Origin of the sequence: Exiguobacterium sp. Helios (genome assembly GCF_014524545.1) — a bacterium.
Lineage (GTDB): Bacteria > Bacillota > Bacilli > Exiguobacteriales > Exiguobacteriaceae > Exiguobacterium_A.
Window position 1 is genome coordinate 791,505 of sequence record NZ_CP053557.1, and the last position, 26,060, is coordinate 817,564.

General features: G+C 44.4%; 25 protein-coding genes, 1 tRNA gene and 1 riboswitch. Of the genes, 15 read left to right on the forward strand and 11 right to left on the reverse strand.

The window, feature by feature from the left end; translation table 11 throughout:
- Both HNY42_RS04085 and HNY42_RS04090 read left to right on the forward strand, forming a co-directional pair.
- Positions 1–681: a response regulator transcription factor gene (locus tag HNY42_RS04085; protein WP_131504284.1), complete on the forward strand. Its 681-nt coding sequence runs from the start codon at positions 1–3 to the stop codon at positions 679–681.
- A gap of 13 nt (positions 682–694) precedes the next feature.
- Positions 695–1,255 (forward strand): histidine phosphatase family protein, encoded by a 561-nt coding sequence (locus HNY42_RS04090; RefSeq protein WP_012369422.1) that lies wholly within the window; start codon positions 695–697, stop codon positions 1,253–1,255.
- A 47-nt stretch (positions 1,256–1,302) separates the two neighbouring features.
- Here the strand turns inward: HNY42_RS04090 and HNY42_RS04095 are convergent, their stop codons facing one another.
- Both HNY42_RS04095 and HNY42_RS04100 read right to left on the reverse strand, forming a co-directional pair.
- Positions 1,303–2,787 (reverse strand): phytoene desaturase family protein, encoded by a 1,485-nt coding sequence (locus HNY42_RS04095; RefSeq protein ID WP_131504283.1) that lies wholly within the window; start codon positions 2,785–2,787, stop codon positions 1,303–1,305.
- A gap of 22 nt (positions 2,788–2,809) precedes the next feature.
- On the reverse strand, positions 2,810–3,355 hold the full coding sequence (locus HNY42_RS04100; RefSeq protein ID WP_131504282.1) for a methyltransferase family protein: 546 nt from the start codon (positions 3,353–3,355) through the stop codon (positions 2,810–2,812).
- A 235-nt stretch (positions 3,356–3,590) separates the two neighbouring features.
- Here HNY42_RS04100 and HNY42_RS04105 point away from each other — a divergent pair, with 235 nt between their 5' ends.
- Positions 3,591–4,403 carry a D-alanyl-D-alanine carboxypeptidase family protein gene (locus HNY42_RS04105; protein ID WP_188005152.1) on the forward strand — a complete coding sequence of 271 codons (813 nt, stop codon included), beginning with the start codon at positions 3,591–3,593 and terminating at the stop codon, positions 4,401–4,403.
- Between the two features lie 93 nt (positions 4,404–4,496).
- Complete coding sequence (locus HNY42_RS04110; protein WP_131973652.1) at positions 4,497–4,973, forward strand: DUF456 domain-containing protein; 477 nt, start codon at positions 4,497–4,499, stop codon at positions 4,971–4,973.
- Positions 4,974–5,015: 42 nt separating this feature from the next.
- Here the strand turns inward: HNY42_RS04110 and HNY42_RS04115 are convergent, their stop codons facing one another.
- Positions 5,016–8,129 (reverse strand): efflux RND transporter permease subunit, encoded by a 3,114-nt coding sequence (locus tag HNY42_RS04115; protein ID WP_188005153.1) that lies wholly within the window; start codon positions 8,127–8,129, stop codon positions 5,016–5,018.
- Between the two features lie 177 nt (positions 8,130–8,306).
- On the opposite strand from HNY42_RS04115, the gene HNY42_RS04120 reads away from it, so the two are divergent.
- Positions 8,307–8,379 (forward strand) — tRNA-Val (locus HNY42_RS04120).
- Between the two features lie 92 nt (positions 8,380–8,471).
- Here the strand turns inward: HNY42_RS04120 and HNY42_RS04125 are convergent.
- Positions 8,472–9,494, reverse strand: coding sequence for a PTS sugar transporter subunit IIC (locus HNY42_RS04125; RefSeq protein WP_041261459.1), 1,023 nt, complete (start codon positions 9,492–9,494; stop codon positions 8,472–8,474).
- A gap of 337 nt (positions 9,495–9,831) precedes the next feature.
- Between HNY42_RS04125 and HNY42_RS04130 the strand changes: the two genes are divergently transcribed.
- Complete coding sequence (locus HNY42_RS04130) at positions 9,832–10,566, forward strand: metallophosphoesterase family protein (protein WP_188005154.1); 735 nt, start codon at positions 9,832–9,834, stop codon at positions 10,564–10,566.
- A 52-nt stretch (positions 10,567–10,618) separates the two neighbouring features.
- On the opposite strand, the gene HNY42_RS04135 is transcribed toward HNY42_RS04130, so the two are convergent.
- The 4 genes from HNY42_RS04135 to HNY42_RS04150 form a co-directional block, all read right to left on the reverse strand.
- Entirely contained in the window at positions 10,619–10,897 is a 279-nt protein-coding gene (locus HNY42_RS04135; protein ID WP_188005155.1) for a hypothetical protein, read from the reverse strand.
- 78 nt (positions 10,898–10,975) lie between these two features.
- Positions 10,976–11,536, reverse strand: a complete 561-nt coding sequence (locus HNY42_RS04140) for a TetR/AcrR family transcriptional regulator (protein WP_012369430.1) — start codon at positions 11,534–11,536, stop codon at positions 10,976–10,978.
- Positions 11,523–13,880 (reverse strand): YhgE/Pip domain-containing protein, encoded by a 2,358-nt coding sequence (locus tag HNY42_RS04145; protein ID WP_131973648.1) that lies wholly within the window; start codon positions 13,878–13,880, stop codon positions 11,523–11,525. Before HNY42_RS04145 ends, HNY42_RS04140 begins: the two co-directional genes overlap by 14 nt.
- A 190-nt stretch (positions 13,881–14,070) precedes the next feature.
- A complete protein-coding gene (locus tag HNY42_RS04150) occupies positions 14,071–15,036 on the reverse strand; it encodes a quinone oxidoreductase family protein (protein ID WP_188005156.1) in 966 nt (321 codons plus the stop codon).
- A gap of 105 nt (positions 15,037–15,141) precedes the next feature.
- Here HNY42_RS04150 and yidD point away from each other — a divergent pair, with 105 nt between their 5' ends.
- Complete coding sequence (gene yidD, locus HNY42_RS04155; RefSeq protein WP_131504273.1) at positions 15,142–15,408, forward strand: membrane protein insertion efficiency factor YidD; 267 nt, start codon at positions 15,142–15,144, stop codon at positions 15,406–15,408.
- A gap of 68 nt (positions 15,409–15,476) precedes the next feature.
- Here the strand turns inward: yidD and HNY42_RS04160 are convergent, their stop codons facing one another.
- Both HNY42_RS04160 and HNY42_RS04165 read right to left on the reverse strand, forming a co-directional pair.
- A complete protein-coding gene (locus tag HNY42_RS04160; RefSeq protein ID WP_131504272.1) occupies positions 15,477–15,866 on the reverse strand; it encodes a tautomerase family protein in 390 nt (129 codons plus the stop codon).
- Between the two features lie 75 nt (positions 15,867–15,941).
- On the reverse strand, positions 15,942–17,426 hold the full coding sequence (locus HNY42_RS04165; protein ID WP_131504271.1) for an aldehyde dehydrogenase family protein: 1,485 nt from the start codon (positions 17,424–17,426) through the stop codon (positions 15,942–15,944).
- 194 nt (positions 17,427–17,620) lie between these two features.
- Between HNY42_RS04165 and HNY42_RS04170 the strand changes: the two genes are divergently transcribed.
- The 6 genes from HNY42_RS04170 (at position 17,621) to HNY42_RS04195 (ending at position 22,229) form a co-directional block, all read left to right on the forward strand.
- A complete protein-coding gene (locus HNY42_RS04170) occupies positions 17,621–18,826 on the forward strand; it encodes a DUF2254 domain-containing protein (RefSeq protein WP_188005157.1) in 1,206 nt (401 codons plus the stop codon).
- Between the two features lie 63 nt (positions 18,827–18,889).
- Entirely contained in the window at positions 18,890–19,372 is a 483-nt protein-coding gene (locus HNY42_RS04175; RefSeq protein ID WP_131973644.1) for a DUF456 domain-containing protein, read from the forward strand.
- A gap of 165 nt (positions 19,373–19,537) precedes the next feature.
- On the forward strand, positions 19,538–20,902 hold the full coding sequence (locus HNY42_RS04180) for a hemolysin family protein (RefSeq protein ID WP_114596894.1): 1,365 nt from the start codon (positions 19,538–19,540) through the stop codon (positions 20,900–20,902).
- Between the two features lie 146 nt (positions 20,903–21,048).
- Positions 21,049–21,489 carry an Ohr family peroxiredoxin gene (locus HNY42_RS04185; RefSeq protein ID WP_114596893.1) on the forward strand — a complete coding sequence of 147 codons (441 nt, stop codon included), beginning with the start codon at positions 21,049–21,051 and terminating at the stop codon, positions 21,487–21,489.
- Between the two features lie 27 nt (positions 21,490–21,516).
- The gene (locus HNY42_RS04190) at positions 21,517–21,687 is read left to right on the forward strand and encodes a hypothetical protein (protein ID WP_165871683.1); all 171 of its coding nucleotides are present in this window, start codon (positions 21,517–21,519) and stop codon (positions 21,685–21,687) included.
- 29 nt (positions 21,688–21,716) lie between these two features.
- Complete coding sequence (locus tag HNY42_RS04195; protein ID WP_131973643.1) at positions 21,717–22,229, forward strand: type 1 glutamine amidotransferase domain-containing protein; 513 nt, start codon at positions 21,717–21,719, stop codon at positions 22,227–22,229.
- 53 nt (positions 22,230–22,282) lie between these two features.
- On the opposite strand, the gene HNY42_RS04200 is transcribed toward HNY42_RS04195, so the two are convergent.
- Positions 22,283–22,690, reverse strand: a complete 408-nt coding sequence (locus tag HNY42_RS04200; protein WP_131504267.1) for a VOC family protein — start codon at positions 22,688–22,690, stop codon at positions 22,283–22,285.
- A gap of 256 nt (positions 22,691–22,946) precedes the next feature.
- On the opposite strand from HNY42_RS04200, the gene HNY42_RS04205 reads away from it, so the two are divergent.
- Entirely contained in the window at positions 22,947–24,389 is a 1,443-nt protein-coding gene (locus tag HNY42_RS04205) for a murein hydrolase activator EnvC family protein (RefSeq protein ID WP_131973642.1), read from the forward strand.
- Positions 24,390–24,596: 207 nt separating this feature from the next.
- Entirely contained in the window at positions 24,597–25,874 is a 1,278-nt protein-coding gene (locus tag HNY42_RS04210; RefSeq protein ID WP_188005158.1) for a murein hydrolase activator EnvC family protein, read from the forward strand.
- A gap of 60 nt (positions 25,875–25,934) precedes the next feature.
- Positions 25,935–26,045, forward strand: a riboswitch (TPP riboswitch).
- Positions 26,046–26,060 lie beyond the last annotated feature (15 nt).

A 26,060-nucleotide genomic window follows, 5' to 3' on the forward strand; every position in this document is an offset into this window, starting at 1 on the left:
ATGGCTCGAATTTTAATCGTTGATGATGAACAACGGATGCTTCAATTAATGAAGTTATATCTGGTACCCTATGGTCATACATGTCATTTAGCCGACACGGCCGAAAAAGCGCTCGCCATCGTCAAGACCGTTCCCATCGATTTGGCTTTACTCGATGTCATGATGCCCGATATGGATGGATGGACGTTGTGTGGAAATATAAGACGAATGGCTGATTTTCCAATCATTATGGTGACAGCGCGGAATCAAATGGAAGATGTGCTACGGGGGCGCAAAGTCGGTGCAGATGATTATGTGGCAAAGCCGATTCATGAAGGAGAATTATTAGGACGAATCGAACTGTTGATTGGTCGAGAAAAGCGGGAGCAGTATGCATTTCATGGACTACAGTATGACGTCGCAGGATATCATTGTACATTCGACGGACAAAAAATCTTACTGACGAAAACAGAGTTTCAACTTTTAGGAAAACTCTTGACGTCCGTGAATGGCGTCTTATCAAGAGAACAATTGGTTTTGTCGCTGTGGGGCGATGATCAATCGATTGAACCACGAACGATTGATTCTCATATGCGTCATCTTCGTGAGAAATTGCGCCGTTCCGGTTTTCCAATCGATGAGTATTTGGAGACTGTCCGAGGTGTGGGTTATCGTTTGCTGGAGCAGACAAAAGACAGCTAAAAGGAGAATTGAAATGACAACGACAATTTATTTGGTCCGTCATGCGCATTCGACCTATTCTACAGACGAAAAAGCGCGTCCTTTATCAGAACAAGGGAGATACGATGCGGAACAACTGACGACTCTTTTTGAAGGGATTAAACCGGACCAGATTTACGCGAGTCCGTATCGGCGAGCGATTGAGACGGTCCAGCCTTTAGCAGAACAATACGGATTAGTCATTCAAGAAGCAGCGGCTTTTCAAGAACGGTTATTGGCGCCCGAAGAACTGCCGGATTTTCAACAGGCTGTCGGTTATGTATGGGAACATCCGGATGAAAATCCGTATGGAGGTGAATCAAATGTTACGGCACAACGGCGTATCGTGCCTGAGATCAAACGATTACTAGAAAAACATAAAGATCAAACCGTCGTCATCGGAACACACGGGAATATCATGGTGTTATTAATGCAACATTTTGATCCGGCATATGGATATGCGTTCTGGAAAACGCTAAAGATGCCGGCTGTGTATCAAATGACATTTAAAGACGAAACCTTCCTTCAGATTGAAGAAGTTTGTCAGCATAACTAAAAAAACAGGAGATTGTCCCTTCGATAAGGGACCTTCTCCTGTTTTGATTATGCTTTTACCTTTTCATGTTTTTGGATTAAATCAGCTGTCAGCTGACCTGATAAGGTGACCATCGGGACACCACCACCTGGATGTGTGGAACCACCGACGAAATAGAGACCTTCGTAGAGATCACTCTTCGATGGAATCTTAAATCCACCGTTCTTTTTCCGATCGGCTGCCACACCATAAATCGAGCCACCGTTCGGACCATATAGGGATTTCAAGTCTTCTGGTGTAAAGCGGTATTCAAATTCAATCGATTCGCGTAAATCAGTCAGTCCCATCCGTTCCAATTTATCGAGGACGACTTCACGGTACGCATCCCAATCGGTTTTTCCATCTTGTTTCGTCAGTGGTGGCACGTGTGTCAAGACGAACAAATTATCTTTTCCTTCAGGAGCCTGTGACGCATCGGATTTAGAAGAAACACCGACATAAATCGTTGGATCTTCTGGCGGAACCCCATCCTTGAACATTTGGGCAAATTCCCGTTCCGGATCATCAGAGAAGAAGAAGTTATGGTGTTTCAAGTCTTTGTATTCACGGTTAACCCCAAGTAACAGAACAAGACCGGAAACGGAAGGCACGAATGACTGATTTAATTTTTTAGCATGTTTTGGTCCTTTTTTCTCTGAAATGAGATGTTGATAGGTCGGAATGACCTCAAGGTTCGAGACGACGACATCAGCCGGATAAAATGTACCGTCTGTCGTTTCCACGCCGATTGCACGCTTGCCTTCTGTGACGACACGTTCGACAGGTGTGTTGACGTGAATGGTCACCCGGAGTTCGTCAAGCACAGTCTTCATGGCACGGGCGATATTGTACATACCACCTTTGACATAATAGATGCCGAGACCCATCTGAACATAAATCATTTGATTGAAGACAGCAGGAGCTTCATATGGGTTGGATCCGACATACATGACCATATAGTTAAACAGTTGCTCCAGGTATTTGTTGTTCAAATGTTTTTTTGTACCGCTTGCTACTGTATTGAGTGGATCCATTTTAAGTAATTCAGACATCGTATGGTATTTTTTTAAGTCCTTCAAATCTTCGAGACTGTATTTATAGAAACTGTCCAAACACAGGTCATACATTTTTTTGGAATAGCTGAACAATTCGACGAAGTCAGCTTGGTCGGAGACTTTTTTAAATTCTTCCAACATACCTGGAAGATCGCCTTTGACGTCAAGTTGTGTACCGTCTTCAAAGAAAGTCCGCCATTGCGGTTCGATCCGCTCGATTTCTAGATAGTCGTCGAGTCGACGGTGAACGCTCGTAAATAATTGCTCGAGTACCCAAGGCATCGTCAAGATCGAGGGGCCGGTATCAAACGTAAATCCTTGACCACTGCGTTGATTTAATTTACCGCCAACGTTTCCGTTTTGTTCAAGCATCGTGACTTCATAACCGTCCCCAGCGAGACGAATTGCGGCTGACATACCTGCTAAACCTGCTCCAATGACGACTGCTTGTTTCTTCAAAAAAATCACATCTCCTTATGTCTTAGTAGATAAACGGAATCAAACGTTTTCTTCTGCGGGCCCAGGCAGTATAAGCAGGACCAAATCCTTCTGTCAACATCCGCTCCTCGATTCGAATGCGGTGAAGCAAGGTGAGAAACATCAGGACGCCGGCGCATAACGTGACAAGTAAGTTCCCGAAGTATAACGGGAAACCTAACGTGATGAAAAACAGACCGGTATAGAGAGGGTGGCGTAAGGACCGATAAGGACCCGTGCTGACAAGCTGATCACCCGGATTGACAGCGACATGGCGGGTGAACTGATGCTTAAGATGATAGATTCCCCAGTACCGTAGCGCGACACCTGCACTTAACAGAAGCAATCCAATTTCGCGATAGAAGGAAAAAGAGTTTGAACCACTGAAGAGAATGGAAAAAAGAATGGTGGCGACTAACGTAGCTAAAATCCAATAAAAACTTCGCCGTTCTTCCAGCGGAGAAGGTTCCTTCTTACGGTTTCGGAACAGAAACAATTCGAGTAACCAAAGAAGAGAGCCGGCGATGAACACTTTGTCTAAAATGGTCATAAGATTCGCCCCTGACTAATGCCAATCATTATTTAAAGAAAACGCATACAAGAAATGTTTACCCGAAAGAACAAATGTTCAATCCTCATATCTGACCATATGACCTCTTTCGGAAACCGGACAATTAATTCATTTTGATTACACCTGTACAAAAAATGGTGGCGTTTTGAAATGAATGTTATTCTAAAATTAAAGACTAATTACCCTGTTTTGGAAAAAAGGAGTTTTAAGAGATATGAAAAAAATAAAGCAAACGGTGATCGGGTTACTGGCGATTCTCCTCTCACTCGTCAGTTTTTCACTGGCCGCAGAAGCATCCAGTTACCGCCAGGCGAAAACACCGCTCAATCTGCGAAGCGGAGCTTCGGCAACGAAAGCGGTCGTCGCAGTGATCCCGACTACTGTCTATGTCAATGAAATCAGCCGACTTGGGACATGGTCGAAAGTTCGTTATGGAACACAGACAGGGTATGCCAGTACAAAATATTTACTGACGGATCAACAAATCGGCGGATTACGCATCGGCAAGACATTAATCGTTAATCCAAATCTTCCGTTACGTTCGACGTATGCGCCGGGAGAAAGTACGGTTGCGCGAGCCGCATTTGAAAAAATGAAACGGGCTGCCAAAGCGGAAAAGATTACGCTGGTCGCATTCAGTACATACCGTTCGTACGCGTATCAAAAAGCCTTATTTGAAAAATATGTGGCACGGGATGGGTTTGAGAAAGCCAGCACGTACAGTGCTCAACCGGGAAAAAGTGAACATCAAACAGGACTGGGTTTTGATATCGGAGGCGCCGATTCATCAAAATATGCAAAGTTCAGCTTTTCAAGTACAAAAGAAGCAAAATGGCTGGCTGCCAATGCACACCGTTACGGATTCCATCTCCGTTACCCGCTCGGAAAAGAATCATGGACAGGCTACACATATGAAAGCTGGCATTACCGTTATGTCGGAGCAACGCTTGCGGCGCAGCTGAAAATGACCGGATTGACAATGGAAGAATATTATCAATTAGCACCGGGTAAACCAAGTACGCCATAACAGGTTTTGCTTCAAGCTTTAAATGGTAAATAAATGGTGTATTCCTCATCGTCAGCAGCAGCAGTCTGTCTTTTTCGAAAGAGGTGGAAAGTTGTGGCGAAAAAAGAAGATAAGCACCATATCATGACCTTTACATTTGAAGAAGAAGCGACCTCGTATCAGGTATTCAGTGAATTAAAGAAATACCATGCGAATGGTCAAGTCGATTTTGAACAGATCGCTGTCATTAAACGAAATGCAAGCGGAGCCTTTTCCTTTGAAGATGCCGTCGACTTGAGCGGTTCCAACAAAGCCTTTAAAGGTTCTTTAATCGGTATGGCAGTCGGGATTCTCGGGGGACCGTTCGGTATTTTATTAGGTTCGATGACCGGGATGCTGATTGGCGGATCGAAAGACTTAAAAGAGAATCAAGCTGTTCAAGAAACATTCAAACGGACACTTGGTGTGATTCCACCCGGCAAGACAGGAATCATTGCAATCGGGGAAGAATTCGAACCATCCGTACTGGATGGACTGGTCGCGAAACATAATGGAACGATTGATCGGACAGATGAATTGCTCGAAAAATAATCAAAAAATCCTTCCCTCATCAAGAGGGGAGGATTTTTTAGGTTAAGATTGACGTTCTTTTTTTACTTTTTTGAAGAAGAAGAGTTCGTAGACGACCGGGACGATGATGAGCGTCAAGAGTGTTGACGTCGTCAATCCACCGATGACAGTCAAGGCGAGACCTTTTGAAATCAGGGTACCGGATGACGTTGTCAGCGCGAGCGGGACAAGCGCCATGATAGTAGCGAATGCCGTCATCAGGATTGGACGAAGTCGTGTCTTACCGGCTTCAATCAAAGATTCCCGAATCGGAAGTCCACGTGTGATATTCTGACCAATCCGGTCAACAAGCACAATCGCGTTGGTCGTTACGATTCCGATCAACATGAGGAATCCGATCATGACACTGACAGACAATGGTTCGTTAGCTAGGAACAGCGTAACGAGCGAACCGATCGGAACGAAGATGAGCGATGATAAGATGATGAACGGAATCCGTGCTTTTCCGAACGTGATTAACATCGTCAAGTAGACGAGACCGATGGCAACGACGATGGCGATTCCAAGAGATTGGAAGATTTCAACCGTGTCATCATTTCCGCCGCCACTTGTTAAGGAAACGCCGTCCGGCAAATCGATTTTTTCGACAGCAGCTTTGACGTCACTTGAGACCGTTTGGACGTTATCGCCTTTGACTTGACCCGAAACGCGAGCGTAGACTTTACCGTCCAGCTTTTGAATCGATGTGAACGTATCGACTTCATTGACGGTTGCGACATCTTTTAAGGCGACAGGACCGGCAGCCGAGAAGAGTTGGACATTTTCAAGGTCTGCTTTCGACGTTAAGTCTTCCTTGTAAGACAATTGAACGTCCTGATCTTTGTCATCGAGATTCAGTGTACCGACCGTGACCGGTTTAGTTTGGTCGTTGACCGTACCAAGAATCTGGAAGCCGGATAAACCACGATCACTGGCTTTTTCAGAATCAATTTCAACGAGGAATTGTTTTTGTTTCTCGCTAAAGTTATTCGTAACATATTTCAAATCGTTGTTTTTGTTCATATTGTCTTCCACCAGTTTAGCTGCTTTTTGGAGCGCTTCTAAATCAGTCGAGAACAAATCAACATCCACATTATTATTGGATGGTGGACCCCCTGTCGACAACTCAGCAACGCTGATTTTGACGTCGACACCATCTTCTTTTGCGATATCATCCATTTTGGTTTCAAGGGATTTGATCGTTTTTTCGACATCTGCTCCATCTTTTAAGTTCAAGAAGTAGCTGGCTTTGTTATCGAGTCGTAACCCGGTCGTGAAGTCACGTGCTCCGACGGATGTCGTGACATCAGCAATGGCGTTTTCCTGATCGAACATTTTTTCCATGTTGAGCGAAACATCACTCGTTTTCTCAAGCGATGTTGCAGCAGGAAGTTCGAGTGAAGCGGTTAATGTTTTTGAAGCTTCATTCGGAATGAACGTAAAGCCGAGTTGCGGTACGATCGCAAGCGAACCACCGAGTAACAAGAAGGAAACGACTAAGATGATCGCTTTATGTGACAATGATTTTTCAATCAGTTTGCCGTACCAACGTTGTAAGACACCTTCTTTTTCTTCCGCTGGTACCTTTTTAAAGGCGAATTTCGCTAAGATCGGTACAATCGTAATCGCGACAAGCAGGGAAGCGAGTAATGAGAAGATGATGGTCAACGCGAACGGTAAGAAGAATTTACCTGTGATACCGCCGACAAAGCCGATCGGCAAGAAGACGACGACGGTCGTAAGCGTCGAAGACGTGATAGCTTTTAAAATCTCTTTCGTTGATTGTTCGATGATTTCATTTGTCATACCGCCATCTGATTTACGGACCCGCCGGAAAATGTTTTCAATGACGACGATACTGTCATCGACAACCCGACCGACAGCCACTGCCATACCACCGAGTGTCATGATATTTAATGAAATATCCTGCCAGTTCAAGAAGATGGCCGCAATCAAGAGTGACAGCGGAATCGAGACGATTGCGATGATCGTCGCCCGGATATTCCTTAGGAACAGAAGGACAGCCAGTGAAGCGAACAGGGCACCGAGTAATCCTTCTTTGACAAGCGTAGCGACGGATTCTTCGATATCTTTCGCAGAATCAATGCCAATCGTATAATCAATTTGGTCATCATATTTGTTTAAGATTTTTGTGACGCCGTCAGCGATTTCAACCGTATTGGCGTCTTGTTTTTTTGTGATGGCCATCGAGAGAGAATCTTTTAAATCATAACGTGTTTTTTCACTTTGCTTCGAGACGGCTTCAATGGTAGCAATGTCTGAAAGACGAACCGGTTCAGCTGGTTGCGTTTCTTCTGCCGGAACACCGGTAGCACCTGTTGCACCAGCGGGAGGTCCTGATTGAGCAGGTTGACCCTGGTTGCCGGAAGCAGCGCCTGAAACAACATTTGACGTGAGTTGGAGATTTTTTAGTTTATCCAAGTTTTCCAGTTTTTCTTCGACACGGATTGGAATCTTCGAATCACCTTCTGCGAGTTGACCAGACGGGAAGGAAACATACTTGGCATTGATTTGTTCTTTAATGCTTGATAAAGATAAACCGGCAGCTGTCGCTTTTTTATTGTCGACAGTAATTTGGACCAAGTCATCTTTGTAGCCACCAACCGATACACTGTTGATGCCCGGAATTTTATTCAGTTCCGGTTCGATTTCATTTTTTAGAAGGGACTCAATCTCTTTTCCGTCTTTACTAAAGAAGGAAATGTTGTAGATCGGGAACGATCCAAATGAGAAGCGGTTCAACTTCGTTGTTGCTTCTTCCGGAAGGTTAGCATCCTGGATCGCAGCATCGATTTGTTGTTCGACCTTGTCCATATCGGTATCAAATGGGAATTCGATATTGATGATCCCGATACTTTCATAAGCAGAGCTCGTGATTTTTGTCGAGCCCTCGATTCCTTTCAATGCTGTCTCGAGTTTTGAGACGACCTGTTTATCGACATCATCCGGAGATGCGCCCGGATACACAGCTTCTACTGAAATTTGAGGAAATTCAATTTCAGGAAACTGATCCACTTTAAGCTGAGAAAACGAATATACGCCGCCCAAAACTAATAAAATGGCAATAATAAATACAGCGACAGAGTTCTTTAAACTAAACCTTGTTAAAAAATTCAACAGTTACCCCTCCTTTATTTTATATGTGCTTATTTACATAGTAGAGGACGAAACGAAACCCTGCAACTTTGAACTGTAGAGCAGAAAGCAAAAAAATATAATGAAAAAATCAGAGAAAAGTCTTTACAGTTTTCAATATGTTGCTATAATAAACATATACCCAGGACACACGATCATGATTCTGTAGCTCAGCTGGGAGAGCGCTACCTTGACAGGGTAGAGGTCGCTGGTTCGAGCCCAGTCAGAATCATACCGAACTCCCGTTCATCACACGATGAACGGGAGTTTTTTCGTATAAAAAAGCTGTTCCTTCATTATATGAGGGAACAGCAACGTGAGCACTTATTGAATTTCTAATCGAAGGTCGCCCATCTTTGTCCAACCGGCCATCGTCGTCATGCGGTAAAAGACGAGCGTCAAGACACCGGGAAGGACGACGCCGGTTGCAAAAAAGATCAGGAACGCATTAAAACCCTGATTAACGAAGATGTTGAGTGGGGCAATCATTGAATTTAATCCGAGACCTGCAAGTTCATAAGGGACTTCAAGTGAAAGAACAAGTGTGGCGATGGGTGCGGAAATCATCGCGGCCAGGAAGGGTGCGACGACAAGGCGCGGATTTTTAACGATATTTGGAAACTGAACCTTTGGTGTGACGAAGAACGAAGCGATCAAACCGCCGGGATCCGTTTGACGATATGCCATCAATGTAAAGCCGACAAACTGAGCCGAACAACCGATTAAAGCAGCGGCACTGGCGACCGGGTCGAGTTGAAGGGCGATTGCGAGTGCAGCCGATGAAGCGGGTGACATCAATAAGACACTAAAGATAAGAGCAATAACAAGTGATGTCGCAATCGGTGAAGACTCGACGGACGCAGTAACCATTGCGCTGAATCGTGTGAGGAGAGGTGTTGTGACGGCAGCGGCACCAAGACCTGTAAAACCGCCGGCGAGAACAGCACTGACCGGGATGACCATCATGTCGAATTTTGTTTTCCCTGTCATTCGTTTTCCGACGAAGACGGCCACAGCAGCTGCGAGTAACGCACTGATTGGTTGCCCCGGTACGAGGACAAGACCGGCATCCGTCGGCTGAAGTGCGGCACCGCCAATCGTAGCAGCAATCATTGCACTGAATAAGACTAATGTGTTTCCGCCAAGCTGATAAGCAATTCCGGCTCCGAGTGCGGGGGCGAGTAAGACTTTGGCGACTCCGCCGATTGTCAGTAACATTTCAATATGTAAGAGGTTTCCGAACGTCTCAATCAATAATCCTACTCCTAACGTCACTAACACTGCATTTGCCATCCCGGCAGATACTTTCACCATTCGATCCATCGCATATTCTTTCAACTCACTCATCCTCTCTCTATTTCGTTTTGCCATTAAAAAAACCTATCCGGTATCGGATAGGCGCCATTATTCCTGCGGGCGCCTCATTCGATGCATCGAAAGGAGGGCCCAAAATCAATTCCGAAAATCAGCGGAAAAGGTTTCAGTCCCTCGAGCATAGAATAATCAGTCGGCCAGCAAGTTGGTGTACATACATAAAGTGATTCCCCTCTCAACGAATTTTTCTAAGCCTAACATGAGTAAGATGAATAATCAATATTTTCTGACAATTTATTTTTCATGATTTTTGAACTTAAAATCAGGGGAAAGGTAAGAATGGCATAAGATGAACATTGGAGGCGGTTTCATGAAATTTTCAGTCATTACGGATATTCACGGCAATGCAACGGCACTTAAAGCAGTTTTAAAAAGAATAACGGAAGAAACAGATGTCTCAGACATTTTCTGTCTCGGAGATTTGATTGGTATCGGACCACAAACGAATGAAGTCATCGAAATTGTACGATCGACACCACAAATGACGACCATCAGCGGAAATCATGACGAAAATGTCCTGGCGTTGATACACGGTCAAAAATATCCGGATAGTTACCGTCATGCGAAAAACCATCATCAATGGATTGCCGACCAGTTAACACCGGATAATCAACGTTTTTTGGAGCAGCTCCCAAGAACCGTCCGAAAAACATTTTCGGAACAGGAAGCATTGTTTACACATTATGCATATCTGGATGAACAGAAACCAATCGGAGAGGAACCATTGGCGGAAGCGGTTGACGGAACAGAACAATCCTTGCCGAATCTGTTTAAAGGACACCAGGCGAGCCTGATTTGTTTTGGACACCATCATCCGAAACAAGTAATCCGGGCAGAGGGCGTGACGTACTTAAACCCGGGGGCGCTCGGCTGTCAGCCGGAAGCTGTGGCACCATTCGCCTTAGTCGAACAGAACAGCGGAGAATGGAAGGTGAATGTCATTGAAGTGAAGTATGATGACCGCCCGTACTTAGAAGCATTTAATGCGGCACCGATGCCGGAAAAAGAACTGTTACGTAAACTTTTTTTGGGAGGAAGAACATGAAAAAAACGATCCGGCTATAAAAGTACGGATCATTTAGTGAAAAACGATGTTTTTATAAAAAGCGGCTTAAAAGAGAAAGACCTAAAGGGACGGCAATGAGTAAAATCCCGATGATCCGCTTCGCCCGGCTTCGTTTCCACTGAAAAGCGAGCGACAGGAACGGGGATAAAAGAAATCCGAAGAACATCGTGATTAACGTCAGGATAAAAAACAGAAAGTCTGTTTTGGAACTGGTGCGGGTGTACGATTTCCACATATCAACGAGCGATACAATGACGTAGACCAGCAAAGCTAACGTGAAAAGAAAATTGGACAGTAAAAGCTGGGACAAATAAAACACTCCATTCAGGTACGAGTAAGAATCGATAACGCAAAAACAGCCTCTCAATTTATGGAGAGGCTGTTTTCATTATAACAATTTTAACATCGCTTGACTGATTGTTTTTAAATCAAGCGGTTTCCCAATCAGCGGCCATTCAGAAATCAAGGCAATATACGTCTTGAACAGTAAGAACGCAGTTACTTCGACCGGAACTGCCGGAGAACGTTTTTCAAGTTCCAACCGTGTCTCAAGCAGATTCTTTATATATTCGACGATATGCTGCTCGATTCGAATCCGTAGCTCCGACATCTCCTGAAGTTTCAATGTCTGGGTTTCCTGTGTGATTTGTAAGATAAACAGATGCTGCTGTTGATGATTGACAATGGCATCAATCATCGCCTGTTTATTTTCTTCGACCGAAGCCGTTGTCGTATAGGCGTTTTCCGCTTCTGCCTTCATCTCCTGCAACACCCGTGTGACGAGGGATTCAAACAAATCAAGTTTACTTTCAAACAATTGATAGACGGTTGGTTTTCCGACATGAGCCCGTTTGGCAACCCGTTCGATAGTCGTTCCTTTATATCCGAGTTCCGAAAAGCAGGCCATCGCTGCATCTAAAATGAGATGTTCTTTATCAGACAGTGTCATGGCGTTTTCTCGCTTTCGTTGAGAGTAAGATGCGTTTTCCACCTAATGCACCAGCGAAGCTGATAGCGAGAGCAGAAAACAGAATCAAACCAAGAATCTGACCGTTTGTGATGAGTGTATCGGTAACTCCGATTCCAAGTGCCTCACGGAAACCTGTGACCGAATACGTCATCGGCAGGAAGCGGTGAATCGTTTGGAAGAAGCTTGGAGTCATTTCGACCGGGAACGTACCGCCGCTGCCGCCGATTTGAAGCAGCAGAAGTAAGAAGGCACTGAACTGTCCGACACGACCGAAGAGCATTGTTAACGTAAAGAGCAACGTGATGAACGTCATCCCTGTTAAGGCAGCGAAACCATACAGCGCAGGGGTGCTTGCAACATCAGCATCTAGAACATAGACGATGGCGACGGAAGCCGCGATCCCTTGTAAGGCACCAATCGGTAAGATGATGGACAGTTTTCCGACGAGGAACCGCCATGTTAATGTCTCACCATGTTCAGGACGGATCTGGTAAACGGAAGAGAACATCAAGGCACCGGCAAATAAAGCGATGCTGAGGATGTAAGCCGCAAGACCTGATCCGTAGTTGTTAACGGTTGAATAATCATGTTCTTTTAGGACGACCGGCTCAGCGAGCATGTTGTCCCGGGCATTCGATGGTTTGATAGTAGCATCTTTCGCTCCTTTACCCAGTTCCGTTTTCAGCGTGTTGGCGCCGTCAGCGAGTTTCGAGTTCCCGTCTGCCAGACGGGAAGCACCGTCCGTCAGTTGACCGGCACCTGATGAAAGGGCGACAGCACCATCGGATAGTTGACCCAGTCCTGAAGTTAAATCACCCGATGCAGTGCTCAGGTCGTTGGCACCAGTTGCGATTTTTTGGGCACCAGCGGTCAACTGTGTACTACCAGCAGCTGCTTTGTGGACACCATCTGTATAGGTTGTCAAGCCTTGATTGAGCGTATTTTGACCTTGTTCTAAGGTTTTTGCTCCGGCGAGCAGTTGTGTTTGACCTTGCTCCAAACGTTTTGAACCTGCGAGTAACTGGCCTAATCCACCATTAAGTTTCGAAACGGCAGATGCAATATCTTGTCCGGCGACAGCTAACTGATTGATTTTTGCTGTCGCATCATTGGCTTTCGCAAGACTAGCATCAAGTGCTGTCTCTTGTTGCGCTAAATTTTGAACATTTTGTTCCATCGTCGCAATCGACGCCAATAATGCTGCTTTTTCTTCTTCTGTTAATGTCTCAGACGAAGCGATGACCGCTTTGATGTTTGCCACGTTTGCTTCAAGTGCTTCACGACGCGTACTCAAGTCTTGTTTTAACGTGTCAGCAGCATCATTGACGGCTACTAGAGAAGCATTTGCTTCTTGAGCACGGGCATTCAGTTGATCAAGACCAGCCGTAAATTGTGGAAGGTTATTGTCGAGCTTCGATGCTCCGGCAGAGGCCGTCTCAAGACCTTGACGAAGTTCGGTCGTTCCAGCAGAAGCTGTCTCAAGACCTTGACGGAGTTTAGTGGAACCGGCCTGTAAGTCCGTTGATCCTTTAATCAGTTTTCCACTGTTAGCATCCAGTTCATTCAATCCACCTGATAACTGGCCGGACTTTTCTGCCAGTGTCTGCGCCCCTTCGCTCAGCGTATTAAGACCGGTTGAAATTTGTGCAGAACCGTCAGTCGCTTTCGTTAAATTCGTGGACAAATCGTTTGTACCACTCGTCAATTTTCCGAGGTTAGTCGTCAGTGTTTTAGCGCCGTCGGTTGTTTTCTTCGCGCCATCTTCAAGTTTAGCGGAACCTTCGGATGCATCTTCTAGTCCTTTGGCAATTTTTTTAAGGGATCCGAAAATCGCACTGCTGTATTGTTTCGTGACGGATTTCCGGATTTTTTCGTTCAATTGCTTAGCGGCAGCGCTGGAAATCTGCGTACCGGAATAGTTTTTGGCTGGATTCAGATAATACTCCAACTCAATTTTTTTCGGGTGATCGTCGAGTAAAGTAGTCGCATTATGAGAAAACTTCTTCGGGATGACGACTGTCATGTAAATATCACCGGCGCGAAGCTTTTTAGCCGCATCTTTGCGTGAGAGATACTGCCAGTCAAAGTCATCATTTTTTTTCAGTTTTTTGACGAACTGATCTCCGATGTCAATTTTTTCTCCTTCGAACTTCGTCGCCTTGTCTTCATTGACGACTGCGACCTTGATGTTTTCTGTCTTACCATACGGATCCCAAAAAGCAGATAAAAAAATCGAGTTGTAAAGAAACGGGACGAGGATAAGTGCAAGAATCACGATGATCATCATCGGGCTTTTTAGTTTTTTCCATTCTGAGCGAAACATAAATCAAATCTCCTTCTTGAAACTAAAAACTAATTTAAGTTTCTGGTTTTGATGAAATTTACTTTACGCCTTTTTATGAAGGAAAGCAACTACTTAAGTCGATGAATTGCTGATAAAAAGAATTGTTTCTCTTTTGTAATCATTCCAGACGAAAAAACACCCAACCAATGAAGGAAGGGTGCATTTCAGATTAAGGGATTAATAAAATTTTTCCGGTGCTCTGACGGTTTTCCAAATAATCATGAGCCCGTTGTCCGTCCGAGAGGGAGAAGGTAGTCGGAGAGGCGATTTGCAGTTGACCGGATTCCAACCAGCTGAACAGTTCACCGGCACGACGAAGACGTTCCTCTCGCGTCGTCAGAACGTTCCATAAGTCACCACCGGTCAGTGTTTTCGAAGTATCCATCAGGAACCGTGGATCGACAGAAACCGGATCACCACCGGCCATGCCGTAAAAGACGACTGTCCCGTGTGTTTTCGTCACTTGAAAACTGTTCATCAACGTCGAGCCGACCGATTCATAGACAACGTCGACACCGCGCTGATCGGTCAATGTTAAAATCTGTTCGACCCAGTCGTCCGAATATAAGAAAACATGTTCAGATCCCACTTGTTTGGCGATGTCTGCTTTTTTCGCCGATGACGTCAAGCCGATGGGAATGGCTCCGTGTAATCGGACGATCTGTGTCAACAATTGACCAACGCCACCGGCTGCTGCATGGATCAACACTAAATCTTTCGGTCGGATCGCATAGCTGTCCCGTGTCAAATAGTGGGCAGTCAAACCTTGTAGCAGGACAGCGGCTGCCGTTTCATACGAAACAAAATCCGGTAAGGGAATCACCTGATCGACAGGTGCAGCGACGAACTCGGCGTTAGCATTTGGGGCGTCAGCAAAGGCGACCCGTTGACCGACCTGTAAATCCGATACAGCGTCTCCGAGCCTGGTAATGATACCTGCCCCTTCATACCCTAACAGATAGGGTGGCGTTCCCTCTAAATGATAATTTCCTTTGCGACGGTAGATGTCGGCAAAATTCAAACCGATGGCTTTCATCTCAATCAATACTTCATTCGGTCGAAGTTCAGGCGTTGGATGTTCTTGATAAGTCAGGACACTGGAATCTCCGAAGGAGCAAAACGTAAGAGCCTGCATAGATACACTTCCTTTTTAGTAGTTGTTAGATAGAAGTAGTATAATTCACTCAAACAGAAAATCCTTTTGATATGCGTTACAGTTAGGAAAAGAAGGTGGGGAAAAATGAAAAAAATCATGCTTGGCGGTATTCACTTTTATCAGAAAGTGATTTCACCGATGAAACCGGCGACGTGCCGATTTTATCCGACGTGTTCTCATTACGGCAAAGAAGCAATCGAAAAACATGGCGCCATTAAAGGCGGCTATTTAACGACCCGACGATTGATGAGATGTCAGCCGTTTCATCCGGGTGGTCTTGATTTTGTACCGGAGACCTTTGACTGGAAGGCACCGGTACAACGTGAAAATCCGGCAGAACAGCAAAAATAATTGGAAAAGGAGTCTGAACTCGGCATACACTTGAGTTCAGACTCCTTTTTATAAAAGCGAAAATCGTTTTAAAGATCACCTGTTAAAAATTGCGCTTTTCCTAGTCCGAAACTCCAGTCTGCTGCATCATTCTCGACGATCGAGATCATCAAATCGTCTGGCGAGAGTCCGCATGCCGCTTCCAAGCGTTCAGCCAGCAAACGGTAGAGAGCTTGTTTTTTCTCTTCTGTCCGTGTTTTGCTGGTCACGCTGATGACCACGACCTGATTGGAGCGTGTCAATCCGAGACCTGTATCCTCGATGATCATTTCATTCGCTTTATGCGTGTGAACGATTTGATAGCGATCTCGTTCCGGCACGTCAAAGGCTTCAAGCATCGCCTCATGTGCGGTATCGAGTAATAGTTTCAGTTCTTCATCCGAACGTCCTTCGATTACATCAAAGCGTAGTAATGGCATAGTTATCTTCCTTTCTAATTGTCATCCATATGTAGAAGTACAGGAGAGCCCTGTACTTCATTTGATCGACTTATCTTATTCGAAAAACGGTTTGTATTGACGGCGTTCGTGCATGACAGACAACCATTGGACTGTCGAGAATTCTTCAAGCACCCATTCTCCGTTGAAACGACCGAGACCTGAGTCTTTTTCGCCTCCAAACGGCATATGCGGCTCATCGTTGACGGATTGGTCATTGATGTGGATCATGCCTGTTTCAACCTGAAGTGCAAATTCTGTTGCCCGTTCAATTGAAGAACCGTGAACAGCACCACTTAATCCGTAAGGAAGTGAGTTCGCGAGTTCAAGCGCTTCTGCGTCATCTTTAAACGGAATGATGACAGCGACTGGTCCGAAGATTTCATTTTTAGCAAGCGGCATATCGTTCGTGACGCCTGTGACGACTGTAGGAGCAATAACGTTTCCATCTGCTTCACCACCGACGCGGACTGTTGCACCTGCTGCTTTTGTTTTTTCAATCTCTTCCATGATGCGATCGACTTGTGATTGGTTAATCAATGGACCGACTTGCGTACGTCCATTCGATGGATCACCAAATTGAAGTTCCTTGACACGTGCGACGTATTTTTCAACGAATTCATCGTGAATCGATTGAGCAACTAGGATACGGTTAGTTGACATACAAATTTGACCTTGGTGGTAGAATTTGCTGTAAACCGCTGATTCAACGGCACGATCAAGATCAGCGTCGTCAAGTACGACGAAGACGTTGTTTCCGCCGAGTTCGAGTGCTGTCTTTTTCAAATGTTTCCCTGCGAGTTCGCCGATATGGCGACCTACTTCAGTGGAACCCGTAAACGAAATCAAGCGTGGGACCGGGTGCTCGACGATTGAGTCGCCAATTTCTGATCCGCGACCGACGATGACGTTTAGGACACCTTTCGGTAAGCCGGCTTTTTCAAATAAACTGGCGAAAATCAAGCCACCTGAAACCGGTGTATCGGTTGCCGGTTTAACGACGACAGCGTTTCCGATTGCGATTGCTGTTGCGATGGAACGAACGGCAAGGTGGAACGGGAAGTTCCATGGGCTGATGACACCGATGACACCGAGTGCCTTCCGGTAAATCCGGTTTTCTTTGCCCGGTACGACAGACGGACGAATTTCGCCATGCATCCGTAGTGGGAAAGTAGCAGCTTCTTTAACGATTAGGACAGATGCAAGAAACTCACCTTCTGCTTTGATGCGCGTACTGCCTGATTCTTTGATTAACCACTCGACAATCGTTTCTTTCTCTTCGTACATGACTTTCAAGAATTCTTCGATTAAAGCCTGGCGTTTAAGTGCCGGCACTTTCGCCCATTCTTTTTGAGCGATTTTAGCAGATTGATAGGCATCATCTAAATCGTCGTTATCAGCTGCCGAAATTTCAAACAGTGTTTCGCCTGTAAAAGGATTCGTGTTTGTCATGTTGCTGTCACTTGCGCCTTTGCGCCACTGACCGTTAATAAAAATCTTAGTAAAGTCTGTATTGAGTGTTGATTCAGTATGCTGTTGCATAACTTTTCATCTCCAATTCGTTTTGATAACACTTAAGTTATTCACGTTATGTGAAGAAGTAAAACACAAACCGACACTTTCACAAAGTGAATTGACTCGGCGGATTTTAAAAAGATATGGAGAAGACGTTTTACTAGATGAAGAAACAGGAATTAAAAAAATATATCGATATATTAGAGTGGAGTGGATGAAATGTGCAGAAGTTGAAGTTGGTTTACCGGGAAACAAACTGGTGGTGGCCGCTCCTTTATGGAGTAGGTGGCGCACTATTGACGGCGATCGTCCTGCTAATTGATCTGTATGCAAAAGAACTGTTTCCAAGCAGTTGGAAAACAACGCTTGGTTTAGCTCAAACGATCCATAGCGCAGTCTTTACCGGATTACTGACGATGATGACATTTACGTTCTCGACCATTTTAGTCGTTCTGACAACCTATTCCTCACAATTCTCACCCCGCACCTTACCGAACTTTATTGAAAATCGGCAAGTCCAGCACATTTTCGGGATTTTTATCGGAACCGTCACTTATTCGATTACTATGTTGTTCTTCATGCGACCATCGCTGAAAGACAGTGTCGTCGCCTCTGCCGTCGCAGTCATTGTTGTCTTGATTGCGATCGTTGCGTTTGTCGCATTCGTCCATATCGTCAGTCAATCGATTCGGGTCACGACCTTACTCGATCGTTTACATGAAGAAGGACGTACGCTGATTGACAAGCACGTTGAAGCGATAGAAGAAGGGCACTACCAATTGTTTCCGGACAAGCAGGCAAGTTATCCGTTTAATCTCACCGCTGTGCAAACCGGTTATTTACAAGCAATTGATTACGAATTATTGATGAAGTCAGGCGGACATGTCACGATTGATGTGACAATTGGAAGCTACATCACACAAGGGCAACGGATCGGCAGTGCCGAACAAGAGAACGCAGAGCAGGGAATCCTCATCGGACCGACACGTTCCGCAGAACAGGATTTTCCGTTTGTGATTCAAAAGCTGTCAGAAGTAGCACTTCGGGCGATTTCACCCGGTATCAATGATCCGAATACGGCACGTCACGCGATGCAGCAAATCGGTGACTTGTTCAGACGGTATACGATGCTTCCGGACGGCAATCTCCTGGTGAAGGGAGAAGGATTTGTTACCGTCAAACGGCTTATGTTTTCCGAACTATTGTATTTGACGTTTTATCAACTTCGGCATTACGGCGAAGAAGATATTTCAGTCCTTTCGACGATGCTTGAGTCACTTCAAATCATGAAACGGAATGCTTTACCGGAACACAGAGCGAGCATTGACCGGTTCATTCCGTTTGTCTGCTCGGAGGTCGACTGGTCGGCATTAAACGACTGGGACCGTCAACATTTGGAACAGGCTCAAAAAAGGGCACTTTCATGAAACCAGTCGAAGCTTTTTAACGTAATCAAAAGAAGAAAGAACAGCAGAAAGTAGGAGATTGGCATGACCATCATATTATGGAGTTTGATTGCAGTTTGTTTTTTAGCTGCTTTCGCAGGACTGGTTTATCCCGTCATTCCAAGCGCACCTTTACTCGTCATTGGATTTTTAATTTATGGATTTGGATTTGGCTTCACTGAGTTAACCGTCAGTTTCTGGATCATTCAGGCCATTTTCATCATTTTGTTGTTTACACTGGATTACCTGGTCAGTTCGTATACCGTCGACCGGCGTGGAGGCTCGCAGGCTGCGAAAATTGCAACGACCGTCGGCTTGATTGCCGGTCCCTTCATCCTGCCGGGTATCGGATTGTTGATTTTTCCGTTCGTCTTTGCGATTTTAACAGAAAAAATCATCAGTAAAAAAACGTGGTCAGACTCTGTTTCGATCGGAATCGGGACCGTACTGGGAATCCTGTCGAGTGCCTTGTTAAAAGGAATCGCGATGTTATTAATGATTGTCGTATTCATCATGTACGTCGTGTGAAGAAAAAGAAAGATTATCTGCAAGTACACATTTTCCGAGAGTTCCGTTATAGTATGAATATGAAAAAGTAGAGAAGCTTGTTCATTAAAAACAAGCTTCTTTTTGATGGAGAAGACCGATAAGAGGATTGTCGGCTTAATTTAAATGGAGGTGAATCCCCTTAGTTTGGGGAAACGATTGGACAGTACACACGCAGTGGAGACATTCGATACAACAACGATTATCATTCGGCTTTTGATTATTGCACTATTAATTGTGTTGACCGCTTTTTTTGTCGCAGCAGAATTTTCAGTTGTCAAAATGAGAATGTCCCGAATCGATCAATTGATCACAGAAGGCAGTAAAACCGCGAAGACGGCTAAGAAATTATTAGACAACCTGGATTATTATTTATCCGCCTGTCAGCTTGGAATTACCGTGACGGCCCTTGGATTGGGATGGTTAGGGGAGTCGACGGTCGGTGCGATTCTTGCAATGGTATTCAAGGAGATTGCGCTTCCGGAATCGGTCTCGACGGTTGTTTCCTTTACGTTAGCTTTTTCCGTCGTGACATTTTTACACGTCGTCCTTGGAGAACTTGCCCCTAAATCGCTGGCTATTCAAAAAACAGAAGCCATTACGATGTTGCTTGCCCCGCCGCTTTACTGGTTCGGGAAAGTCATGAAACCTGTCATTTGGTTGCTGAACGGATCTGCCCGTGTCTTCTTGCGTTTGTTTGGAGTCGAACCGGTTGGTCATGAAGATGCCCACTCGGAAGAAGAAATCAAAATCATCATGACGCAAAGCTATAAGAGCGGTGAAATCAATCAAACAGAACTTTCGTATATGCAGAATATTTTTTCGTTTGATGAGCGGATTGCGAAAGATATTATGCTTCCGCGAACAGACTTGATTACGATTTCGAACGATGCGTCGATGGAAGATATCATCGCCCTTGTCGAAGAGTATCAATTCACGCGATATCCGGTTGCAGAAGAAGGCGACAAAGATAAAATCTTAGGTTTTATCAACGCGAAGCAGTTGTTTACGGATCATATGGCGAACAAAGGGAAAGCCTTGAGCTATTATGTACACAACCTTCCGATTGTCTCGGAATACTCGCCCTTGCAGGATGCGATGTTGAAGATGCAGGTCGAACGCACACCGATGGCGCTTGTCATCGATGAATACGGCGGAACGGCCGGTGTCATCACGATGGAAGACATCCTCGAAGAAATCGTCGGTGAAATCCGGGACGAGTTTGACAAAGACGAAAAAGCAGATATTGAACAGATTCATGAGCGCTTGTACCGGATTTCAGGTCGTGTTCTGATTGATGATTTAAACGAACGCTTTAACCTTGGAATTGAAGAAGAAGATATTGACACGATTGGTGGCTGGGTCATGGCGCAGGATACGGAAGTATCGAGTGGTCAGGAATTCCGTTACAAAAACCATACGGTCAAAGTCATGGAAGTCGACAACCATCAAGTTAAATCAATTTACTTGCAGTTACCGGAAAAAGAACCCGTTACAGAAGAAATCGTTTGAATGTAAGGAACAGGACTACACTTCGGTGTGGTCTTTTTTTGTCAGAAAGAATACCTTTGATTGTTTATTCTTCTCCAGACAGTGGTAATACAGTTTATGTGGCCAAAACAAGCTACCAAAATTAGCGGATAAAGGGGTTCTTATTCATGACGAAAACAATTCTTACTTCACGTGCAACTGCAGTAGGGGGACGCGATGGAAAGGTCGCCTCTGACGATAACGTAATCAATTTAGATCTTGTGATGCCGGGTACGAAAGGCAAAGAAAATATTCCTACTTCAAATCCAGAACAATTATTCGCAGCAGGATACGCTGCATGCTTTGACGGGGCATTCAATTTGATGGCCCGCCAAGATAAAAAACGTGTCGAGACACGTACGAATTCCGAAGTCAGCTTACTCGAAGACGAAGAAGCAGGCGGCGTCAAAATTGCTGCTAAGCTTGTTGTTGAAGTAGTTGGCGTAACAGAAGAAGAAGCAAAAGACTTACTCGAAAAAACACACCAATTCTGCCCGTATTCAAAAGCAACACGTGGCAACATTGATGTTGATTTATCGGTCAAAGTAGTAGAATCCTTAGAGAACTGATTTGTTCTGAAGAGGGAGGGAAGTAAGATGTCTCCAAAAGAAACGGATCGACCAAACGAAAAGTTTGAAGATGAACGAAAACGTTTGACAGACAAGGAACTTGAGCTTTCACCCGAACAGCAAAAAGAAGTTTTAAAAGGTAAAGATCAGATGCCGGATGATCCGGTGTCACCAAGAGATCGAGGACTTGATAAGTAATATAAATTTTTATTTGGGGGATGAATGAAATGGGGAAAAAAGTAGCAGTTGTGCTTGCAGATCATTTCGAAGATGTAGAATTTACCGGACCTGTCGATGCGTTAAAAGAAGCGGGTCATGAAGTGACAGTCATCGGAACAGAAAAAGGTGCGGAATTAGTCGGGAAACAAGAAGAAGCAAAAGTGAAAGTCGATGTAACAATTGATGAAACTTCTTCTTCAGACTTTGATGCATTGTTGATTCCGGGCGGTTTTTCACCGGACTTACTTCGTGAAGACGATCGTTTCGTTACATTTACGGAAGAGTTTGATTCATCTAAAAAACCAATCTTTTCCATCTGTCACGGTCCACAATTGATGATCAATGCAAAGATTGTCAAGGGACGTAAAATGACAGGATATAAATCCATTCGAATTGATTTAGAGAATGCGGGTGTGACATATGAAGACAATGAAGTGGTCGTCGATGACAACTTCGTGTCAAGCCGTCAACCGGATGATATCCCGGCATTTAATCGCGAAATGTTAGCAAAATTAGGATAACTGTTTAAAGTAAAAATGAGCGTTCGTTGACTTAGGTCAGCGAACGCTCATTTTTAGTTCTCTGGATAATCACAGAGTTCGGTAATGACACCATGTGAATGCCGGGGATCCATATAGATCAATCGTCGACCGAGCGGAGTTTGGCGGTACGTATCTTCTAAAAATGTAATTCCCCGTTCTTTTGCCTCTTTAATGGCTTGATCCAAATCATCCACACGATAAGCAATATGGTGGACACCTTTTCCCCGTTGTTTTAAAAAACGGGCAATGGGACTTTCCGGACTTGTCGGAGTCAACAACTCAATGTGCGCATCTTCAAATTCGATGACAGCAATATTAGAAGCAACCCCGGGCGTCGGATTACTGTACTCACGGATCAATGTCCCTCCCAAGATAGTCGTATAGAACGTAATCGCTTCCTGCATATCCCGGACAGCGATGCCAGTATGGTCCAAATGCATAAACAGTTCCTCCTTTACTTCGATAGTCATAGTGTGTCAAACTCTTTCCCAACACGCAATGTAGAAGGTTCGATTGAAGGATCTATATAAAGGCGAAAAGAGAACTTATCAAAAATGACATCTCACTGAAATATAATAGAGGGAAAATGAATGCTATAATCAAAAACGTTCTTATAATTTTTAAAAAGTATTATTAAATTTAAATAACATCATTCGATTACTTATATAAACCACACAGAAAAAGAGGGAATACTACATGAAAAAAACGTTCGCGTCGCTCATCGTTTCCGCACTTATTCTTTCATCGACTCCTCACTTCGTAGCAGCAGATGACTTAAGTGAACAAAAAGCTAAAAATGAACAAAAACAACAAGAAAATGCTAATACTCAAAAAAACTTAGAATCGTCTGTGAATCAAGAAGGACAAAAAATTTCGAAGACTCAGCAAGAAGTGAATCGTCTAGACGAAGCATTAAACGAAAAAATATTTGCAGTTGAAACAAAAGATCGTCAAATTAAAGCAACTGAAGCTGAAATCGTTGAACTTGGGAAACAGATTAAAAAGTATAAAGCGAAATTAAAGCGTCAGGAAAAGCTGCTTGGTGACCGCCTTCGTGTCATGCAAGAAAATGATGGGAACTCCATTAAATGGGAAGAAGTCATCTTTGGTTCAAAGGATGTCGGAGATCTTGTCAGCCGTGTGTTAGCAGGGAAATCAATCTCGCAACAAGACGATAAAATGATTACCGACTATCAAAACACACAAAAGAAATTAGCAGCTGCTCAACAAGAACTAAAAGATAAAAAAGCTAAACTTGTGACGGAGAAACAAGAACTAAAACGTCAACAAGCTGAACTTGAGCAACAGCTTAAAGAACGAAACAAACGCTTAAAAGAACTCCGGAAACAAAAAAAGAAATTTGAAACGCAATTGATGGATGCAAAAGAAGTACAACAAATTTTGATTGCACAAGAACAAGCGATTGCAGCTGAAAAAGCAGCACGCGAACGTGAAGCAAGAATCGAAAAAGAGCGTCAAGCACAAGCGGCACGTGAAGCAAAAGCACGTGCAGAAGCACAAGCGGCACAAGCAGCAGCGGCTCAAAAAGCAGCAGCTGAACAACAGGCGGCAGAAGCGGCCGCTGCTAAAGCAGCAGCACAAGCGGAACAAAAATCGTCAGCACCTGCAACTTCAACAAAACAATCTACACCATCTGTGACTGTGCCAAAAGCAGCACCAACACCAGAACCAGAACCAGCGGCACCAACGCCTGCACCATCATCTTCTTCTATGTTTATTCATCCAACAAGTGGATCAATCACACAAGGATATGGTTCAGCAAGCGGTTCGAATGGTTACTCTTTCCACAATGGTATTGATTTCGGCGCTCCAGTCGGTACCCCGATTGTTGCAGCGGCAACAGGGACAGTCATCACTGCATCAAGTGGTGGTCCGTACGGTAATCATGTCATGATTGCACACCAATTAAATGGAAAAACGTATACAACAGTTTACGCGCATATGAGTTCGTTAAATGCACATGCCGGACAACGTGTCAGTCAAGGACAACAAATCGGAGCCCTTGGTAGCACTGGGAACTCAACAGGCCCACACTTACACTTTGAAATTCATGTAGGTGGTTACAGCTACAGTGCTTCAGGACCAGCAAATTCTGTAAATCCAATGTCGATGTTATAATAACAAGAAAAGACGATTGCTGCGGCAGTCGTTTTTTTTATGTTTTTATAAAAACATAAAATGTTATATTACAATAAAACGCTTTCAGTTGAAACACAAATGAAATTTTCCTGAAACTATTACGGTGCTATAATCAATCTCAGACAGAAATACTTTGAATTAAATACTTTTTAAATAAGAAATCATACATAAGCGAGGAAACCAAACATGTTTAAAAAATTGTTTGCAACGGTATTGTTAGGGGCGTTACTTGTATCCACTGTGCCGACTTCTGGTCAAGCTGCAACGATTAAAGAAAAGAAATCTCAAAATGCAACAGAGCAACGTCGCTTGGAAAAAGCCATCAAAAAACAGGAAGCTAAAATATCGGTAGAGCAACGCGAAATCAATAAAATTGATGCGGCCATCAACGAAAATATTTTCAGGATTTCGGAAAAAAACAAGCAGATTAAACAATTGAATCTCCAAATTGAAGATCTTGAGGCGGAAATCGCCCGCTACGAAATCATGCTCACCCGGCAAGAAGAATTGCTGGGGGACCGCTTACGTGTCCTTCAAGAAAATGATGGTAATTCTATAAAATGGGAAGAAGTCATTTTTGGTTCGAAAAACTTGGGTGATTTGTTTAGTCGTGTTATGGCAGGTAAAAAAATTGCCGAACAAGACGATAAAATGATTTCTGCTTATTTGGAAACACAAGAAAAGCTAGCAGAAATGAAAAAAAATCTTATTGCTAAAAAGGCGGAGCGTGTTCAAGAGAAAGAGTCGTTACTCGTCCAAAAGAAACAGTTAAAACAACAGATGAAAGAACGGAGTGCGACCCTGAATAAATTACGTAAAGGGAAAACAAAGTTCACGACTAAACTGTTAAATGCAAAAGAATTACAAGCGACTTTAGAGGCTCAAGAAAGAGCGATTGCGGCAGCAAAAGCAGCAGCGAAAGCAGCAGCAGAAAAAGCGGCCGCTGAAAAAGAAGCAGCTGAACGTGCTGCAAAAGAGGCGGCAAAATCAACGCGTGAGTCAAGCGAAGCAACGGTTCTTCCGACTCCTGTCAGCAGTGTGCCGACAGGATCGGCGAAGTTTATTCGTCCGGCTTCAGGCGGTGTTTCACAAGGTTTTGGACCGGCTAGTGGAGCGAACGGCTATACGTTCCATAATGGTGTCGACTTCAGTGGACCCGTCGGATCATCGATTCGAGCAGCAGCTTCCGGAACAGTCATTACGGCTGGTAGCGGCGGACCTTATGGGAATCATGTCATGATTTCGCATTTCCTTGACGGTCAGGTGTATACAACAGTGTACGGTCATATGAATTCGTTATCGGTTTCGGCAGGTCAGACGGTAACTCAAGGTCAAACGCTTGGTACTCTTGGCAGTACCGGGAATTCGACAGGACCGCATCTACACTTTGAATTGCATATCGGTGGATACCAATACAGTGCGACAGGACCAGCTAACACGGTCAATCCACTTGGATACCTTTAAAAACGAGCTTCGGCTCGTTTTTTTAATGGTGCTGTGATACAGTGAAAAAGAATTTAAATTACGAGCAACTAGGGGAGCTGGAGGAGTCCGGCTGAGAGGAAAACCATTCTGTTTTCGACCCTGTCACCTGAACTGGATAATACCAGCGTAGGAAAGTTGAGATCGAAGACATGAAGACTTCAATCA

Coding starts and splice junctions, on each gene's coding strand:
- HNY42_RS04085 (WP_131504284.1), top strand. CDS start 1: ATGGCTCGAATTTTAATCGTTGATGATGAACAACGGATGCTTCAATTA.
- HNY42_RS04090 (WP_012369422.1), top strand. CDS start 695: ATGACAACGACAATTTATTTGGTCCGTCATGCGCATTCGACCTATTCT.
- HNY42_RS04100 (WP_131504282.1), bottom strand. CDS start 3,355: ATGACCATTTTAGACAAAGTGTTCATCGCCGGCTCTCTTCTTTGGTTA.
- HNY42_RS04105 (WP_188005152.1), top strand. CDS start 3,591: ATGAAAAAAATAAAGCAAACGGTGATCGGGTTACTGGCGATTCTCCTC.
- HNY42_RS04125 (WP_041261459.1), bottom strand. CDS start 9,494: ATGAGTGAGTTGAAAGAATATGCGATGGATCGAATGGTGAAAGTATCT.
- HNY42_RS04130 (WP_188005154.1), top strand. CDS start 9,832: ATGAAATTTTCAGTCATTACGGATATTCACGGCAATGCAACGGCACTT.
- HNY42_RS04140 (WP_012369430.1), bottom strand. CDS start 11,536: ATGACACTGTCTGATAAAGAACATCTCATTTTAGATGCAGCGATGGCC.
- HNY42_RS04145 (WP_131973648.1), bottom strand. CDS start 13,880: ATGTTTCGCTCAGAATGGAAAAAACTAAAAAGCCCGATGATGATCATC.
- HNY42_RS04150 (WP_188005156.1), bottom strand. CDS start 15,036: ATGCAGGCTCTTACGTTTTGCTCCTTCGGAGATTCCAGTGTCCTGACT.
- yidD (WP_131504273.1), top strand. CDS start 15,142: ATGAAAAAAATCATGCTTGGCGGTATTCACTTTTATCAGAAAGTGATT.
- HNY42_RS04160 (WP_131504272.1), bottom strand. CDS start 15,866: ATGCCATTACTACGCTTTGATGTAATCGAAGGACGTTCGGATGAAGAA.
- HNY42_RS04165 (WP_131504271.1), bottom strand. CDS start 17,426: ATGCAACAGCATACTGAATCAACACTCAATACAGACTTTACTAAGATT.
- HNY42_RS04175 (WP_131973644.1), top strand. CDS start 18,890: ATGACCATCATATTATGGAGTTTGATTGCAGTTTGTTTTTTAGCTGCT.
- HNY42_RS04185 (WP_114596893.1), top strand. CDS start 21,049: ATGACGAAAACAATTCTTACTTCACGTGCAACTGCAGTAGGGGGACGC.
- HNY42_RS04190 (WP_165871683.1), top strand. CDS start 21,517: ATGTCTCCAAAAGAAACGGATCGACCAAACGAAAAGTTTGAAGATGAA.
- HNY42_RS04195 (WP_131973643.1), top strand. CDS start 21,717: ATGGGGAAAAAAGTAGCAGTTGTGCTTGCAGATCATTTCGAAGATGTA.
- HNY42_RS04200 (WP_131504267.1), bottom strand. CDS start 22,690: ATGCATTTGGACCATACTGGCATCGCTGTCCGGGATATGCAGGAAGCG.
- HNY42_RS04205 (WP_131973642.1), top strand. CDS start 22,947: ATGAAAAAAACGTTCGCGTCGCTCATCGTTTCCGCACTTATTCTTTCA.
- HNY42_RS04210 (WP_188005158.1), top strand. CDS start 24,597: ATGTTTAAAAAATTGTTTGCAACGGTATTGTTAGGGGCGTTACTTGTA.